Origin of the sequence: Pseudonocardia alni, assembly GCF_002813375.1 — a bacterium.
Classification (GTDB): Bacteria; Actinomycetota; Actinomycetes; order Mycobacteriales; family Pseudonocardiaceae; genus Pseudonocardia; species Pseudonocardia alni.
The window spans coordinates 141151-157450 of sequence record NZ_PHUJ01000003.1 but is presented as its reverse complement, the minus strand read 5'-3'; the positions used below and the strand labels follow the sequence as shown (position 1 = coordinate 157450).

At 75.2% G+C, this 16300-nt stretch carries 16 protein-coding genes; 6 read left to right on the top strand and 10 right to left on the bottom strand.

All coding sequences use genetic code 11. The features are described from left to right. Nucleotides 1–64: 64 nt before the first annotated feature. Nucleotides 65–1510: a cytochrome P450 gene (locus tag ATL51_RS02060; protein WP_073574507.1), complete on the top strand. Its 1446-nt coding sequence runs from the start codon at nt 65–67 to the stop codon at nt 1508–1510. Here ATL51_RS02060 and ATL51_RS02055 read toward each other — a convergent pair. From ATL51_RS02055 to ATL51_RS02045, 3 genes are read right to left on the bottom strand one after another with little or no spacing between them, the layout of a single operon-like run. Next, nucleotides 1497–2561 (bottom strand): phosphotransferase family protein, encoded by a 1065-nt coding sequence (locus ATL51_RS02055; RefSeq protein WP_100877468.1) that lies wholly within the window; start codon nt 2559–2561, stop codon nt 1497–1499. The two genes, ATL51_RS02060 and ATL51_RS02055, sit on opposite strands and share 14 nt — an antisense overlap. Continuing rightward, a complete protein-coding gene (locus ATL51_RS02050) occupies nt 2549–3307 on the bottom strand; it encodes an SDR family NAD(P)-dependent oxidoreductase (protein ID WP_100877467.1) in 759 nt (252 codons plus the stop codon). The genes ATL51_RS02055 and ATL51_RS02050 overlap by 13 nt, the downstream gene beginning before the upstream one ends. A 1-nt stretch (nt 3308) precedes the next feature. After that, nucleotides 3309–3506 carry a hypothetical protein gene (locus ATL51_RS02045; RefSeq protein WP_073574504.1) on the bottom strand — a complete coding sequence of 66 codons (198 nt, stop codon included), beginning with the start codon at nt 3504–3506 and terminating at the stop codon, nt 3309–3311. A gap of 72 nt (nt 3507–3578) precedes the next feature. On the opposite strand from ATL51_RS02045, the gene ATL51_RS02040 reads away from it, so the two are divergent. Continuing rightward, the gene (locus ATL51_RS02040; protein ID WP_073574503.1) at nt 3579–4985 is read left to right on the top strand and encodes a xylulokinase; all 1407 of its coding nucleotides are present in this window, start codon (nt 3579–3581) and stop codon (nt 4983–4985) included. Beyond that, the gene (locus ATL51_RS02035; RefSeq protein WP_073574502.1) at nt 4982–5752 is read left to right on the top strand and encodes an IclR family transcriptional regulator; all 771 of its coding nucleotides are present in this window, start codon (nt 4982–4984) and stop codon (nt 5750–5752) included. The genes ATL51_RS02040 and ATL51_RS02035 overlap by 4 nt, the downstream gene beginning before the upstream one ends. A 29-nt stretch (nt 5753–5781) precedes the next feature. Here ATL51_RS02035 and ATL51_RS02030 read toward each other — a convergent pair whose 3' ends face one another. Continuing rightward, nucleotides 5782–6348: a TIGR03086 family metal-binding protein gene (locus ATL51_RS02030; protein ID WP_073574501.1), complete on the bottom strand. Its 567-nt coding sequence runs from the start codon at nt 6346–6348 to the stop codon at nt 5782–5784. Between the two features lie 92 nt (nt 6349–6440). Here ATL51_RS02030 and ATL51_RS02025 point away from each other — a divergent pair, with 92 nt between their 5' ends. Beyond that, a complete protein-coding gene (locus tag ATL51_RS02025) occupies nt 6441–7175 on the top strand; it encodes a DUF6597 domain-containing transcriptional factor (protein WP_100877466.1) in 735 nt (244 codons plus the stop codon). A gap of 48 nt (nt 7176–7223) precedes the next feature. On the opposite strand, the gene ATL51_RS02020 is transcribed toward ATL51_RS02025, so the two are convergent. The 4 genes from ATL51_RS02020 to ATL51_RS02005 form a co-directional block, all read right to left on the bottom strand. Continuing rightward, the gene (locus tag ATL51_RS02020) at nt 7224–8150 is read right to left on the bottom strand and encodes a beta/alpha barrel domain-containing protein (RefSeq protein ID WP_100877465.1); all 927 of its coding nucleotides are present in this window, start codon (nt 8148–8150) and stop codon (nt 7224–7226) included. After that, nucleotides 8147–9364 carry a CaiB/BaiF CoA transferase family protein gene (locus ATL51_RS02015; protein ID WP_073574499.1) on the bottom strand — a complete coding sequence of 406 codons (1218 nt, stop codon included), beginning with the start codon at nt 9362–9364 and terminating at the stop codon, nt 8147–8149. The genes ATL51_RS02020 and ATL51_RS02015 overlap by 4 nt, the downstream gene beginning before the upstream one ends. A gap of 8 nt (nt 9365–9372) precedes the next feature. Further along, nucleotides 9373–10863 carry a GntP family permease gene (locus ATL51_RS29215; RefSeq protein WP_100880413.1) on the bottom strand — a complete coding sequence of 497 codons (1491 nt, stop codon included), beginning with the start codon at nt 10861–10863 and terminating at the stop codon, nt 9373–9375. 78 nt (nt 10864–10941) lie between these two features. After that, on the bottom strand, nt 10942–11562 hold the full coding sequence (locus ATL51_RS02005; protein WP_073574498.1) for a LysE family translocator: 621 nt from the start codon (nt 11560–11562) through the stop codon (nt 10942–10944). Between the two features lie 26 nt (nt 11563–11588). Here ATL51_RS02005 and ATL51_RS02000 point away from each other — a divergent pair, with 26 nt between their 5' ends. Continuing rightward, the gene (locus ATL51_RS02000) at nt 11589–12551 is read left to right on the top strand and encodes a pseudouridine synthase (protein ID WP_100877464.1); all 963 of its coding nucleotides are present in this window, start codon (nt 11589–11591) and stop codon (nt 12549–12551) included. On the opposite strand, the gene ATL51_RS01995 is transcribed toward ATL51_RS02000, so the two are convergent. Both ATL51_RS01995 and ATL51_RS01990 read right to left on the bottom strand, forming a co-directional pair. Then, nucleotides 12552–14303, bottom strand: a complete 1752-nt coding sequence (locus ATL51_RS01995) for a sensor histidine kinase (RefSeq protein ID WP_100877463.1) — start codon at nt 14301–14303, stop codon at nt 12552–12554. A gap of 233 nt (nt 14304–14536) precedes the next feature. After that, on the bottom strand, nt 14537–15157 hold the full coding sequence (locus ATL51_RS01990) for an L-threonylcarbamoyladenylate synthase (RefSeq protein ID WP_062395872.1): 621 nt from the start codon (nt 15155–15157) through the stop codon (nt 14537–14539). Nucleotides 15158–15268: 111 nt separating this feature from the next. Between ATL51_RS01990 and ATL51_RS01985 the strand changes: the two genes are divergently transcribed. Further along, entirely contained in the window at nt 15269–16270 is a 1002-nt protein-coding gene (locus tag ATL51_RS01985; protein ID WP_100877462.1) for an acetamidase/formamidase family protein, read from the top strand. The last annotated feature ends 30 nt before the right edge of the window (nt 16271–16300 follow it).

Genomic DNA, 16300 nt, shown 5'->3' with positions numbered 1-16300 from the left:
CAGTTCTGCCCGATGTGTCTAACTTCGGCGGGGACACCGACGTCGAGGCCCGAGGAGCAATACCGTGAAGCTGGTGCAGCAGGCGCGTGAGCGCTGGTCGTCCGTCCTGACCCTGCCCGCGCCCGACCGGCTCGACGACGCGCTGCTCGCCACCGGCGCCCGGAGCCACCGTCCCGCGCCGTTCGGCCCGGCACCGCACGGGCTGGCCGAGGTCCCCGGTGACGAGGGCATGCCGCTGCTCGGCCACGCGCTGGCCTACATCCGGTTCGGGCACCGCTTCACCCGCGCCCGCACCGAGGCACTCGGCCCGGTGTGGTGGATGCGGTCCCCGGTCGGCCGGGCGATCGTCGTGACCGGTCCGGCCGCGACCCGGGAGGTACTCACCAACCGGGACAAGGCGTTCTCCCAGGAGGGGTGGCGCGCGACGGTCGACGCGTTCTTCCACCGCGGCCTGATGCTGCTCGACTTCGACGAGCACCGCGCGCACCGGCGGATCATGCAGGAGGCCTTCACCGCCGACCGGATCTCCAGCTACGTCGCCGCGACCACCCCCGTCGTGCGCGAGGTGCTGCCGACCTGGCCGGAGCGGCTGCGGCTCTACCCGGCGCTCAAGCGACTCACCCTGGACGTCGCGCAGGCGGTGTTCATGGACGCCCGCTCCGGGCCGGAGGCCGAGGCGGTGAACCGGGCGTTCGTCGACTGCGTCCGGGCCGCGAACTCCTTCGTCCGCAAGGACCTGCCCGGCACCCGGTGGCGGCGCGGGCTGCGCGGGCGGGTGGTGCTGGAGAACTGGTTCCGGGAGAACCTGGCGGCCAAGCGCGCGGGCGAGGGCACCGACCTGTTCTCCGCGCTGTGCCACGCCCGCACCGACGACGGCGAGACGTTCTCCGACGACGACGTCGTCAACCACATGATCTTCCTGATGATGGCCGCGCACGACACGTCGACCACCACGACGGCGTCGGCGGCGCACCACCTCGCGCGCCACCCGGTCTGGCAGGAGCGCTGCCGCGCCGAGTCCGACGCACTCGCCGAGCGGATCGGGGACCGTGCCCCGACCGTCGCCGAGCTGCGCGAGCTGACCTCGCTGGACCTGGTGATCCGGGAGGCCCTGCGGCTCGACGCACCGGTACCGCTGGTCATGCGGACGGCGGTGAAGGACACCGCGGTCGCCGGGCACCACGTGCCGGCGGCGACGCGGGTCGTCGTCGCGCAGGCTGTGAACCACTACGACCGGTCCTGCTGGACCGACCCGGAGCGCTTCGACCCCGAGCGGTTCGGCCCGGACCGGCGCGAGGACCGCTCCGACCGCGACGCGTGGATCCCGTTCGGCGGTGGCGTGCACAAGTGCATCGGGCTGCACTTCGGGACCCTGGAGGTCACCGCGATCCTGCACGAGATGCTGCGCCGCTACCGGTGGAGCGTCGAGCCGTCCTACCGGCTGCGCTGGGACAACACCTCGCTGCCGGTGCCGGTGGGCGGCATCCCGGTGCGGCTCACCCCGCGCTGACGGCCCACTCGTCGCGGGCGATCCGCACGGCCAGCTCCAGCAGCGCGACGGCCGCGCCGTGCAGCCGCTCCCCCACCGCGCGGTCCGCCTCGCCCGCGGCGACCCGCGCCCAGGTGCCCTCCAGCACGACGCCGAGCTTGAACGCGGCCAGCCCCGCGTACCAGGTGATGCCGGTGGTGTCGCGGCCGCCGGCGTCGGCGTAGGCGGCGACGAGCTCGGCCCGGGTGGGGAGCCCGCCGTACCCGGCGAGCTCGGTCCCGGCGCCGAACCCGACCGGGTCGACCGGCCACGTGACCAGCAGCCAGCCGAGGTCGAGCAGCGGGTCGCCGACGGTGCACATCTCCCAGTCGACCAGCGCGGCCACCCGAGGCCGGGTCCGGTCCAGCAGCACGTTGTTCAGGTGCAGGTCCCCGTGCGCGACGCCCGGTTCCGGCTCGGGCGGCCGGTGACGGGTCAGCCAGTCCGCGGCGACGGCCACGTCGGGCAGGTCGCCCGGGTCGTAGCCGGGCACCTCGGAGTAGGACGCCAGCTGCTCGGTCCAGCGCGGCACCTGCCGTTCCAGGAACGGGCCGGGGCGGCGCAGCCGGTCGAGCCCGACGGCGGCCGGGTCGAGACGTCCCAGCCGTGCCGCGGCCCGGGCCACGTCGAGCACCGCGCCGTGCCTCAGCGCCGTGGTCGCGGCCTGCTCGGGCGAGACCCGCTCGCCGGGGTTGACGCCGTCCACGTCGGACATCAGGTAGAACGGCCTGCCGAGCACCTGGGCGTCGGTGCAGGCGGCGACGAGCTCCGGGTGCGGCACGTCGGTGCCGCGCAGCGCGCCGAGCACGGTGATCTCACGGGCGATGGTGCGGGCCGACCCCGGCCGCGGGTGCACCGGCGGGGAGCGCAGGACCAGCGGCCTGCCGTCGACGACGGTGCGCAGCACCACGTTCTGGGTGCCGCCGCCGACCGGTTCCAGCTCGCCGGACCAGTCGCCGAGGCCCTGGTCGCGCAGCCAGGCCCCGAGCGCGGCACGGTCGACGACGTCGGCCGGGGACCTCACGTCGACCACGCCATCCCGCCGTCGACCTTGATCGTCGCGCCGGTCGTGTAGCCGGCGTCCGGGCCGGTCAGGTAGAGGATCGCGCCGACGACCTCCGCGGCCTCCCCCACCCGTCCGGCGGGGACGGTGCCGGCGATCCGCGTGCGGAACTCCTCGGTCCAGTGCTCGGCGATGTCGGTCCGGACCGGACCCGGCATCACCGTGTTGACCCGCACCGACGGCGCGTAGGCGCGGGCGAGCCCGACGGTCAGGGCGTTGAGTCCGGCCTTGGCCAGCGCGTAGGGCAGCTCGCCGGGGCCCGGCATCACCGCCGCGACCGAGGAGACGTTCACGATCGCGCCGCCGCCCGCCGCGGCCATGAGCTCCCCGCAGCGGGCCCCGAGCCGGTAGGCGCCGCGCAGGTTCACCGCGAGGACCTTGTCGAACAGCTCTTCGGTGACCTCGGTGAGCGTCCCGTAGAGCGGGGACATCCCGGCGTTGTTGACCAGCACGTCGATGCGGCCGTACTCGGCGAGCACCCGGTCCACCAGGGCGTCGCAGTCCGCCCAGCGGCCCACGTGGCAGCCGACGCCCAGTGCCGGCGTGCCGTGCTCCGCGGTCAGCTCCGCAGCCAGCGCGGTGCACGCCTCGGCCCTGCGGCTGGCGACGACGACGGTGTCGCCGCGGGCCGCGTACGCCGCGCACGCCGCCCGACCGATCCCCCGGCTCCCGCCGGTGACGACGACGACCCGGCCTCCGTCGCTCGACGCGCTCATCTCAGGACGCCCCGGAGCCCCCGGCGTTCCACTCACGGTCCTTGCGGTCCTCGGACTCGGTGCGCTCCTTGGCGATCTCCAGCGCGCGGGCCGCGGTGGCCTTGTCCGGGTACGGGCCGAGCCGGTCGGCCGACCGGCAGCCGTCGGCGGTCTCCACGGTGCCGTGCTTGAGGCAGTAGAACCATTGCTCGTCGCTCATGGGACCACCCTGGCACCGATCCACCCCGCCTGTCTCCCGCCGCGCCGGTCCGGCGATGGCAGGCTGGGGGGCATGGCACTGGTGCTCGGGGTGGACTCCTCCACCCAGTCCTGCAAGGTCGTCGTCCGCGACGCCGACACCGGCGAGCTCGTCCGTTCCGGGCGCGCCGCACACCCGGACGGTACGGAGATCGCCCCCCGGCTCTGGTGGGAGGCGCTGCAGGCCGCGATCGACGACGCGGGCGGCCTCGACGGCGTCGCAGCGCTGTCGGTCGCGGGCCAGCAGCACGGCATGGTCTGTCTCGACGAGCGCGGCGAGGTCGTCCGCGACGCGCTGCTGTGGAACGACACCCGCTCGGCCGCCGCCGCCCGTGAGCTCGTCGAGGAGTTCGGCGCGGACCGGTGGGCGGAGACGACCGGCGTCGTCCCGGTGGCCTCGATCACCTTGGCCAAGCTGCGCTGGCTCGCCGCGCACGAGCCGGAGAACGCCGCCCGCACCGCGGCGGTGTGCCTGCCGCACGACTGGCTGACCTGGAAGCTCCGCGGGGGCGGGCTCGCCGGCGGCGCGGGTCTCGACGAGCTGGTCACCGACCGGTCCGACGCCTCGGGCACCGGCTGGTTCGACGGCGTCGACTACCGCCCCGAGCTGCTGGAACGCTTCTTCGGCTCGACGCCGGCGCTGCCGCGGCTGCTCGGTCCGGCCGAGTCCGTCGACGGCCCGGGCGGGATCCGGGTCGGCGCCGGGGCGGGCGACAACGCGGCGGCCGGGCTGGGTGTCGACGCCGGCGACGACGTCGTCGTCTCGCTGGGCACCTCCGGGACGGTGTTCGCCCGCTCGGAACGTCGCGCCCAGGACCCCTCCGGGATCGTCGCCGGGTTCTCCGATGCCACCGGCGCCTATCTCCCGCTGGTGTGCACGCTCAACGCCTCCCGGGTGCTGGATGCGACCCGGCGGCTGCTCGGCGTGGACCACGACGAGCTGGGCCGCCTCGCGCTGGCCGCCGAGCCGGGCGCGGACGGCCTGGTCGTGGTGCCCTACCTGGAGGGCGAGCGGACCCCGAACCTGCCCGACGCGACCGGCGCACTGCACGGCTGGACGCTGGCGTCGGGGACCCGGGAGAACCTGGCCCGGGCCGCGGTCGAGGGCATGCTGTCCGCGCAGCGGGTCGGACTGGAGGCGCTGCGCGAGCAGGGCGTCACCGTGTCCGGGGTGACCCTGGTCGGCGGGGCGGCCCGCTCCGAGGCGGTCTGCCGGATCGCCGCGCAGGTCTTCGAGGTGCCGGTGCGGGTGCCCGAGCCCGGCGAGTACGTGGCCGACGGCGCCGCCCGCCAGGCCGCGTGGGCGCTGCACGGCGGCGCGACGCCGCCGTCGTGGAGCGCCGGCGCCGATCCGGCACGCTACGAGGCCGACCCGGCACCGGCGGCCTGGGAGCGCTACCGCGAGGCGGCGGGGGCCTTCCTGGACCGGGTCACGGGATGACCAGCGAGGGCCCGAAGCGGCTCCTGGTCCTCGGCAAGATCACCGACATCCTGGACGCGTTCACCCTGCAGCGCCCCGTGCTCGGGCTGGGCGAGATCCAGCAGGCGACCGGCATCCCGACCTCGACGGTGCAGCGGCTGGTGTCCAACATGGTCGCCGAGGGGCTGCTGGACCGGGTCGGGGACCGGGTCCGGATCGGGATCCGGATGGCCTACTGGGCCGGGGCCGCAGCCCGCGGGGTGGACCTGCTGGAGCTGGCCGGGCCGCTGCTGCGTGAGCTGCGCGACACCACCGGGGAGACCGCGTCGCTGTTCCGGGCCGAGGCGGGGCGGCACCGGGTGTGCGTCGCCGTCGCCGAGACCCGGCACGCGCTGCGCCGGGAGATGCACGTCGGCAAGGTCATCCCGCTGCACACCGGCTCGGCGGGCCGGGTCCTGCTCGCCTGGGCCCCCGAGCTGGCCGCGGAGGTGCTGGCCGGCCCGCTGCCGTCGCTGACCGAGTACACCGTGACCGACCCGGAGACGCTGCGCGCGCTGCTGGACGACACCCGCCGCGACGGGTTCGCGATCACCGTCGCCGAGCGCGACGACGGCGGCTCCGGGCTGTCCGCACCGGTCTTCGACCACGCGGGCGAGGTCACCGCGGCGCTCACGATCAGCGGCCCCACGCTCCGGTTCGGCCGGTCGGAGTGCGAGAAGAGCGTGGATCTGCTGGCAGGCGCCGCGGACCGGCTGACCCGGACCCTCGGCGGCCGCCCTCCGGGGTGAGCCCGGCCGCGGCCCACCACGCCTGCGGCTCAGCACCGCGTCGCGGGGTCTCGGCCGGTCGTCGCCACGATTCGCTCGATCGTGGTCGCGCCGGGCGCGGTCACGACGGCCGGGGCGAACACACCCATCCCCCGCCCCTGCTCGGCCATCGCCGACACAGCGGCCAGCGTGGCCTCGAGGACGTCGTCGGGCCACACCGGCTCGACGCCCACCGCGCGGCCGAGGTCCCATCCGTGCACGACGAGCTCACCCAGCACCATCCCGCCGATGACGGCGGCCGGGAGCCGCTCACCCATGGTCACCGCGCCCTCCCAGGTCGCCGGGTCCGACCACACGGTCACCAGGTCGTCCCGGGCGGCGTCGAGCCGGGCGGGCCAGTCGCCGGTCATCGGTGCCGTCGCGTCGGGGTCGGTCGCCGGTCCGGTCCCGGTGCGCCGTCCCACGTCGGCGAGCACGGGTGTCCAGTGGAGCAGGTGGCCGGTCAGGTCCGCCAGGTCCCAGCCCGCGCACGGCGTCGGCCGGGAGGAGGGGACACGGGACGCGGCCGCGACCAGCGGGAGGTGTGCGGCCGCAGCGGCGGCGATGTGACGGTGCATGGCCGGGACGCTAGGGCCCGGGCCGGTGCCGGGTCTTGGACGAACGCGCCAGACCCGCCGGCCACGCCCCGGGCCGCGGCATACTCACCACCGTGGACCACGACCCCCGCAGGCTCCCCGGGGCGCGGGCCCGCCACCAGCGCTCGCGCACCGTGGCACCGCCGGTCGACCTGGCCGGGTTCGTCGAGCAGTTCTGGGTCGTCGAGTGGGACTACGACCGGCCCTACCGGCAGAAGGTCGTCCCCTATCCCCAGGTGCACCTGACCGTGCAGCCCGGCGGAGCCGCCGTGCTGGCCGGGCCCGCCACCCGGTACGTCCACCGCGAGCTGCAGGGAACCGGCCGGGTGGTCGGTGCAGCGCTCCGGGCGGGCACCGCGCGGGCGCTGGTGGGAGCGCCGGTCGCGAGTGTGACCGATCGTCGGGACCCGGTCGTCTGCCCGGTCACCGCCGACGTGGACGGGCTCGCCGCGTACCTGCGCGGCAGGCTCCCGGCCGGCGGCCCGGACCGGGCCGCGGCCGAGGCACGGGACCTGGTCGCCGCGATCGCCGAGGACCGATCAGTGGTCCGGGTGGATGCGCTCGCCCACGGCACCGGCTCCAGCGTCCGCTCCCTGCAGCGGCTGTTCCACGAGCACGTCGGCGTCGGGCCGAAGTGGGTGATCCGCCGCTACCGGCTGCACGAGGTGACCGAGCTCATGGCGGCGGGGCGCCCGGTCCGGTGGGCCGAGGTCGCCGTCGAGCTCGGCTACGCCGACCAGGCCCACCTCACCCGGGACTTCACCGAGATGTTCGGTGAGCCCCCCACCGCCTACGCGATGCGGTACTGACCGACCGTCCCGGACGGGGACGGGGACGGGGACGGGGACAGCGGGGTGTCAGCGTGGCCCCGCCGTCCACGGGAAGGCCTGGGCGTTCGAGCGGACACCGCGCGCCGTCGCCGAGCGCATGGGCTCCCCCAGCTCGGCCAGCAGGTCCTCGGACCACGTCACGAGGTCGGCCAGCACCGCGGGGGTCAGCCAGCCCGGGCGCAGCGCGAACAGCAGGTCCTCGCTGGCGGTGTTGCCGCTGGCCCCGGGCGCGAACGGGCAGCCACCCAGTCCACCCAGCGCGCCGTCGAGGACGGTCGCACCGTTCTGCACCGCGGCGAGTGCGTTCGCGACGCCCTGGCCCCAGGTGTCGTGGCCGTGGAAGGCGACGCGACGGCCGTCGGCGACCGCCGCGACGCGCCCGACCAGCGACCCGACCTCGGCGGGGTTCGCCTGCCCGAGGGTGTCGCAGACGACGACGTCGCAGGAGCCCGCGGTGCGCGGGTCGGCGACGATCTCGACCACCCGGTCCGGGTCGACGGGCCCGTCGAACGGGCAGGTGAACGCCGTCGCGAGGCACAGCTGGATGCGTCCGCCCGCGGCACGCGCGTACTCGACGGCCTGCGGCATCGCGTCGAGGGAGACGGCGGTGTCACGGCCGATGTTGGCGTTGTTGTGCGCATCGGACACCGAGAAGCAGTACTGGACGTTGCGGGCCCCGGCGGCCACCGCCTTCTGCACGTGCCGCGGCGTCGCCACCCACACCCAGCAGCGCTCCAGCTCCTCCGGTGTCAGCGCGGCGACGACGTCGAGGGTGTCCGCCAGCGGCGGCACCAGGTCGCCGCGGGCCAGCGACCCGATCTCCAGCTCCGGTACACCCGCACCGAGCAGCGCGCGGACCAGCCCGACCTTGCGGTCGGTGGGCAGCGGCTTGCCGGTGAGCTGGAGCCCGTCGCGCAGTGTGACGTCCCGCAGGACGACCCCGTCGGTGCTCATGCGTCCTCCCCCGATGCGGCCCGGATCGTGTCCGGGGTGTACCCGAGCAGCCCGCCGAGTACGGCGGCGGTGTCGGCGCCCAGGTCCGGCCCGACGGAGCGGACCGGGACCGACCGGCCGTCGAGCACCGGCACGATGCCGGGGAACCCGACCCGTGCGGGTTCGGCGCCGCCGGTGTCGACGTCGAAGTACTGGACCATGTCGCGGGCCCGGAACTGCTCGTCGGCGACGATGTCGGCGGCGGAGTGGATCGGCCCGGCCGGGACGCCGGCCTCCTCCAGCTTCGCGAGGACCTCGTCGCGGGGCAGCGAGCGGGTCCAGGTCTCGATGGCGCCGTCGAGCTCGTCGCGGCGCGCCCAGCGGCCCGCGTTGGAGGCCAGCTCGGGGTCGCCGCCCAGGTCCGCGCGGCCGATGACGGTCATGAACCGGCCGTAGATGGAGTCGCCGTTGCCGGCGATGACGACGCTGCCCCCGTCCGCGCAGACGTAGGCGTTGGACGGGGCGATGCCCTCCATCCGCCCGCCGACGCGGCGCCGCTCGACGCCGTAGGCGAGGTGGTCGGGGACGAGGGACTCCATCATGGAGAACACGGCCTCGTTGAGCGCGACGTCCATGCAGCGCCGGTCCAGCGCGGGCCGGTCCGTGCGGCTCTCGCGCTGGTAGAGACCCATCATCGCGGAGAACGCGCCGTAGAGCCCGGCGATCGAGTCCCCGATCGACACCCCGGTCCGCGACGGCGGCCGGTCGGCCTCCCCGACGAGCGCGCGCAGCCCGCCCATCGCCTCGGCGACGGCGGCGAACCCCGGCCGCGACGACAGCGGCCCGGTCTGCCCGAACGCCGAGATCCGCACGAGCACGACGTCGGGGTTGACGGCGTCGAGCTCGGCCGGGCCCAGCCCCCACTTCTCCAGCGTGCCGGGCCGGAAGTTCTCCAGCACCACGTCGGAGCGGGCGGCCAGGTCCAGCACCGCCTGCTTCCCCGCGGCCGAGCGCATGTCAAGGGTGATGGAGCGCTTGTTGCGGTTCAGCGTCCGGTACAGCATCGAGGTGTCCCCGGCGTAGAGCCGCCAGTTGCGGATCTCGTCGCCGGTACCGGGGCGCTCGACCTTGATCACCTCGGCGCCGAAGTCGGCGAGCAGGCGTCCCGCGGTGGGAGCGGCGATGTAGTTGCCGAGCTCGAGCACCCGGACCCCGGACAGCGGAAGTTGCGACACGACTCTCCTTAGACGACGAGCGACAGCGGCAGGATCACCAGGATCGCGACGACGGAGGCGATGGAGACCCCGACCGAGCAGGTCTTGAGCGTCCCGCGCACGGACTGTCCGAGCAGCGACTGCAGCAGCCAGAACGTGTTCGAGGTGACGTGGACGGCGAACAGCGCCCCGGCACCGGCGGCCAGCGCGATCAGTACCGGGGCCAGGCCGATCACCGGGGCGACCGGGGCGAGCACCCCGGCCGCGGTGATCGCCGAGATCGTCACCGACCCGATCGCGACGTGCAGTACGGCGGCGATCAGCCACACCATCAGCAGCGGGGCAGCGGTGCCGGCGGAGAAGAAGCTGCCGAGGATCTCGCCCAGCCCGGCGTCGGAGATCGTGGTGGCGAGCGAACCGCCGACGCCGGTGAGGATCAGGATCTGCCCGCTCTCACGGAACCCGTCGGAGACCGCGGACTCGACCATGCCGCGCCCGTGGGCGACCCCGATGACGGCGGTGGTCCCGATCAGCGCGAGCAGCAGCGCGATCACCGGCTCGCCCAGGAACGCGATGACGGGATGGGTGATCCCGGCCGCGTCGAGGACGGCGCCCGCGGCGATGAGCAGCAGGCCCACCAGCAGCGGCCCGAACAGCAGGGCCAGCGGCAGCTCGCGACGCGCGGTGCCGGACACCGCGGTGCCGACGGCGGCCGGGACCGCGCCCCCGCCGGGCCCGGCTCCGTCTCCCCCGTGCGTGCCCCCGCCGTCCGGGGAACCGGTACCGGTGGGCCGTCCCCCGGCGCTCCCGGCCTCGGGTGCGTCGGTGTCCGGCGAGTGGGCCTCCGCACCGGCGGGCACGCCCGCGGCGACCGGCTCCTGCTCGTCGCGGGCCGGGTCCCACCAGCCGCGGCGCAGCAGCACGGACATGATCCCGGTCGCGATGAGCACGGTCGGCACCACGACGACCAGGCCCAGGATCAGCATCTGGCCCAGCGGCACCCCGAGCACACCGGCGAGTGCGACCGCGCCGACACCGGGGACCATGAACACGATCCCGCACTCCAGGCCGATCGCGAGCGCGGTCGCCATCCGCGGCAGCCCCTTGTCCCCGATGCGCGGAGCGATCCGACGGGCCAGCGGTGCGGAGATGACCAGCAACACGTCGACGAAGATCGACTGGAGTGCGGTGGAGACGGTGACGGCGGTGGCGTAGGGCATCCCGCGCGGGCCGCAGGCCGTCAGCAGCGCGGAGACCAGCCGTTCGATGGCGCCCGCGTGGTGCAGCATCGCGCCGGTCAGGACACCGAAGGCGATGAGCAGCCCGACGTCGGCCAGGATGTCGCCGAACCCGCCGGTGACCGCGTCGACCGTCCCCGTCACCCCCAGGCCGGCGGTCAGGCCCAGGTAGACGGCGCCGATCACGAGGGAGATCACCGGGTTGAGCCGGAACCTCACGATCAACACGACGACGGCGAGCACGGCGACGGCCGTGTTCACCACGATGACGGTGTCCGACACGATGATCCCCCTGGGCATCGACGACGATGTCGTACCCACATCATGAACTCAGACCCACCATGCGGGCAACCCCGCAGTTCAGGCGGCGGCCAGCGCCCCGCCGAACCCGATCAGCGCGACCCCGGCGACGACGTCACCGGCGCGTCGCACGCGGCGCCGGGTGAAGAAGGCCCGCGCCCGGTGCACGGCGAGGACCAGGCCGACCCCGTAGACGCCGCCGAGCACCGCCACCGACAGCGCCAGCAGCAGCGCGTCGGCGGTGGTCGTCACCCCGGGCACGAGGAACTGCGGCAGCACCGACAGATACATGACCAGCACCTTCGGGTTGGTGATGTTCGAACCGAAACCGACCAGGAACGACCGCCGCGCCGGGACCCGCGGACCACCGTCGGGGACCACGGGGTAGTCGCCGCGACGCGCGGCCCGCAGCGCCTGCACCCCGAGCACACAGAGGTAGACCACCCCGGCCCAGCGGATCACGGTGAACGCGGTGTGCGAGCTCGCGACGAGCACACCGAGCCCGAACGCCGCGGCGCCGCCCTGCAGGGCGTTGCCGGTGAACACCCCGGCCAGCGTCGAGAGTCCGCCCGCGCGCCCGCCGACCAGCGAGGCGCGCAGCATCACGAAGGTGTCCGGGCCGGGCATCAGCACCAGCCCGACGACGATCAACAGGTAGGCACCGTAGGACGTCCAGCTCACGAGGGGCCATCGTAGGCTGCTGCCCCGTGAGATCCCGCCGGCGCCGCACGTCCCGGGAGGCGTCCCCGCTCCCGACGGTCGACGGCCTCGCGCCGGCCCGCGTCCGCACCCCGGCGACCGGCGGGTGGGCGACGATGCGCGATCACCTCGTCGACCGGTTCCCGCACGTCGCGGAGCGGATCGACGCACGGCTGGCCGCCGGGGAGATCGTGACCGCGGCCGGCCCGGTCACCCCGGCCACGCCGTACACGCCGTCGACGACGCTGTGGCTCTACCGCGACGAGCCCGACGAGGTACCGGTGCCGTTCGGGCTGCCGGTGCTGTACGCCGACGACGACGTGGTCGTCGTCGACAAGCCGCACCTGCTCGCGACGATCCCGCGGGGCAGCCACGTCCGTCAGACCGTGCTGGTGCGGCTGCGCCACGAGCTGGGGCTGCCCGCACTCAGCCCGGCGCACCGGCTCGACCGCGCCACCGCGGGGGTCCTGCTGCTGGTGGTGCGCCCCGAGCTGCGCGGCGCCTACCAGACCTTGTTCGCCCGCGGCCGGGTCACGAAGACCTACGAGGCGCTCGCCCGGTTCGACCCGGACCTGGAGCTGCCCCGCACCGAGGTGTCGCGGATCGTGAAGCGCCCCGGGGTGTTCGCCGCCGTCACCGAGGACGGGGAGCCGAACGCCGAGACCCGCGTCGAGCTCGCCGGGCTGCGGGGCGAGCTGGCCCGGTACCGGCTGACCCCGCGCACCGGGCGGACCCACCAGCTGCGGGTGCACCTGAACGGGCTGGGCGTGCCGATCCTCGGCGACGACGTCTACCCCGAGCTGCACCGGCGGGCACCGGAGGACTTCACCCGCCCGCTGCAGCTGCTCTCGCGTGCCCTGGAGTTCGACGACCCGGTGACCGGGGCGCGGCGGCGCTTCGTCAGCGGCCGCACCCTGCAGGCGTGGGACGACCCGGACGGCTGGGCCGCCGGGACGCCGCACGAGTGGTGATCAGCCGACGCTGCGGTCGTCGCCGTCGTCGAGGTGGTGGCCGTTGCGGTGCCCGCCGGGCACCGCCGCGCCGTTGACGGCGCCGTTCAGCGCACCACCGACCGGTCCGTGCGGGCCGTGGTCCTCCGCGGCGCGGTGGCGGCCCTCGCGCAGACCCCGCTGGTAGCTGGCCAGCCGGTTGCGCACCCGGTCGGGCTGGCGCTCCCGCGACCCGGTCGGCGCGAGGCCGTTCGGGGTGTCCCGCCACGACGGCGGCACCATCGCCTGCCCGGGCAGCCGCTGCGGCAGGCCCTGCGCGGTGGTCGGCAGGTCGACGACCCGGTCGGCCCGGATCCGGGCGGCGTCGAACTCGGCGTCGCCCGCGGTGCGCCAGTTGTCGTTCTGCGTGACCGGGAGCGCCGTCGTCTCGGTCGATCCCGGCTCACGGAACCAGGCCGAGGCGACCGCCGCGAAGATCGGCGTGTCGTCCGCGTCGTCCACGGGCACCGGCACCTCCGAGTCGAACGGTCCGAACAGCTCCACCGGCGGGGTCGCCCCCGCCGCGCCGGTGACGGGCAGTGCCTCGGTGGCCGGGGGGTCCTCCGGCACGGGCGGCGGTGGCGGGGCGCCGTTGCGCGCCGGGCCCGTGGCCGGTGACGGCGGCCCGTACGGCGGGCGCGGGCCCGGGCCGGGCGTACCGGGCCCAGACCCGTTCGGTCCGGGACCGGCCGGGCCGGGAGCCTGCGGACGGGCAGCCGGGGCACCGGAGCCGGCGAAGGGGGCCGCGGCCGCGATCCCGCCGGCCGGGCGGGGGGCACGGCGGGGCAGCCCGGCGGAGGCCGCGGGCTCGACCCGTTCGGGGGCGACCGGCGGCCAGCTGCGCTCGGGCTCCGCCGCCGGGTTCTCCCGGGGCGGCCACGGCACGTCCGCCGCCGCGGCCGGGGCGGGATCGGGTGCCGGGCGGCGCAGCGACGCCGTCGTCCCGGTCCCGGCCTGCTCGACGGACTCGGCCGGCTGCGGCTCCGCGGCGGGCGCGGCGGACTCGGAGCGGCCACCGCCGAGGACCGAGGACGGCAGGTGGAGCACGGCGATCGGGGCGATCGCGGAGTTCCCGGCGGGGGCGCGGACGCCGAGCCGGGCGCCGATGGCGCGGGCCAGCCGCGCGGCCACGTGCAGGCCGATCTCCTGCGGGGCGACCGGGCCACCGGGCGTCGCCGAGCCCAGCGCGCGGTCCAACTCCTCGACCGGGGTGCGGTGGCGCGGGGACTGGGTGCCCTGCAGCTCGACGACGATCCCGCCGTCGGGACCCCAGCGGGTCAGCAGCTCGATGCGCTCCCCGGCCGGGGTGGCGCTCGCGGCGTGGGCGAGCAGCTCGGCCAGGATCTGGCCCAGGACGGGCTCGGCGGTGGCGTCGACCGAGACGCTCGGGGTCGGCGGGACGATCGTGCGCGAGGCCGCCTCACTCGCGGAGACGACGGTGTTGAGCGCCTGACCGAGCGGGGTCGACGGGGCCGCGAGCCGGGGCCCGCGGGGGGCACCGGCGAGAACGAGGATGTGGTCGCCGTCGCGGGCCCCCCGACGGGCGGCCGCGGCCAGCTCGGCGAGGTCGGCCAGCGCACCCGGGCGCAGCTCACCGGCACGCAGCCGTTCGGTCAGCAGCTGCTGGCGCTCCGAACGGGCCCGCAACCGGTGCGCGATCGCGGCCAGCACCGCGTCCCCGGCCGAGGCACCCGCCGGGCCGGACGGGTGGGGCGGCGGGTCGTCTCGCGCCACGCGATCGTCCTCCGAACCGTTCGGACGGCGCCCGGGATCGGACGCCACGTCAGTACCCGCTCGGGTAGCGGGCGGGACGGTTGCGAAGCCTACTCGTCGGTCCGCCCAGCGCTCGCTCTGATGCGGTGGGCGGTGGATCGTGGACGGGCGGGCGGCGCGACCCCCGCAGGCGGGTCACCGGGGGCACCCGGACGGGCACGACGGGCGGCCGGGCGGCCGCGCCGGAGGGGTCCTCACTCGAACCGCGACGGGTCCCCCGCGCCGTGCCGCACGATCTCCGGCTCGTCGCCGGACAGGTCGACGACGGTGGTCGGCTCGGTGCCGCAGTCCCCGGAGTCGATGACCGCGTCGACCTGGTTCTCCAGCTCCTCCTTGATCTCCCAGCCCTGCGTCATCGGCTCGTCGTGGCCGGGCAGCAGCAGTGTCGAGGACAGCAGCGGCTCCCCCAGCTCGGCGAGCAGCGCCTGGGTGGTGGCGTGGTCGGGGATGCGCACGCCGACGGTCTTCTTCTTCGGGTGCAGCAGCTGCTTGGGCACCTCCTTGGTGGCCGGGAGGATGAAGGTGTAGCTGCCCGGGGTGGACGCCTTCACCGCGCGGAACACGGAGTTGGAGATCTGCACGAACTGCCCGAGCTGCGCGAACTCCGCGCACACGAGGGTGAAGTGGTGCCGGTCGTCGAGCTTGCGGATCTGCCGGATCCGCTCCAGGCCGTCGCGGTTGCCCAGCGAGCAGCCCAGCGCGAAGCACGAGTCGGTCGGGTAGGCGATCAGGCCGCCGGAGCGCACGAGGTCCACGACCTGTCCGATGCTGCGCGGCTGCGGGTTCTGCGGGTGCACGTCGAAGTACCGGGCCATCGCGGCAACGTACCGGCTCGGCGGCCCACCCGGGGAGTTCGACGACCGGGTGGTCTCGGTGCGGCGGGAAACCGTTGCCCGCGACGCGCGGAGGGGGCCAGGATGCGATCCATGCACGTCGTGGAATACCGGCCGGAACGGCACGAGTTCGCCTGGACCTTCGGTGGCGTGCCCCCGGTGCGCCGGGTCGCGCCCGGGACCTGCCTGCGGCTGTGGACCGAGGACGCGTTCTCCGGGCGGCTCACGTCCACCTCGGACCGTCCGAGCGCGGTGCTCGACATGAGCGAGGTGAACCCGCAGACCGGGCCGTTCCACGTCGAGGGCGCCGAGCCGGGCGACACCCTGGCCGTCCACCTCGTGGAGCTGACCCCGGCCCGGGACTGGGGTGCCTCCACCCTGATCCCGCTGTTCGGGGCGCTGTCGACGACCGACCGCACCGCGCTGCTGCACGAGCCGCTCCCCGAGCGGACCTGGATCTACCAGCTCGACCGGGCCGCGGGGACGGTGCTGTTCGAGGCGACGAGCGCGGACCTGCGCCTGGAGCTGCCGTGCAACCCGATGCTCGGCACCGTCGGCGTCGCCCCGCCCGGGCGGGAGGTGCGCAGCTCGCTGGTGCCCGACGTGTTCGGCGGGAACATGGACACCCCGGAGATGCGCGCCGGGGCGACCTGCTACCTGCAGGTCAACGTTCCCGGTGCGCTGTTCTCGGTCGGCGACGGCCACTACCGCCAGGGCGAGGGCGAGAGCTGCGGCACGGCCGTCGAGGGCGCGATGGACGTCGTGCTGATCGTCGAGCTGATCAAGAACGCCCCGGTCCCGGCGTGGCCGCGGATCGAGACCGACACCCACTACGCCGTCGTCGGGTCCTCCCGTCCGCTGGAGGACGCGTGGCGGGCCAGCCAGGTCGGGATGATCGCCTGGCTGGGCGAGCTGTACGGGCTGGACCGGCTTGACGCCTACCAGCTGCTCACCCAGGCCGCGGAGTCGCCGCTGGCCAACGTCGTCGACACCAACTACAGCGCCGTCACCAAGATCGCGAAGGCGCTGCTCCCGGCCGCCGCGGCCTACGGCGGCGTCCACCGTCACCTGCGCGAGCAGGCCCGCTCCCTGTAAGAGAGGCCTTTCCATGGACATGTTGCTGAA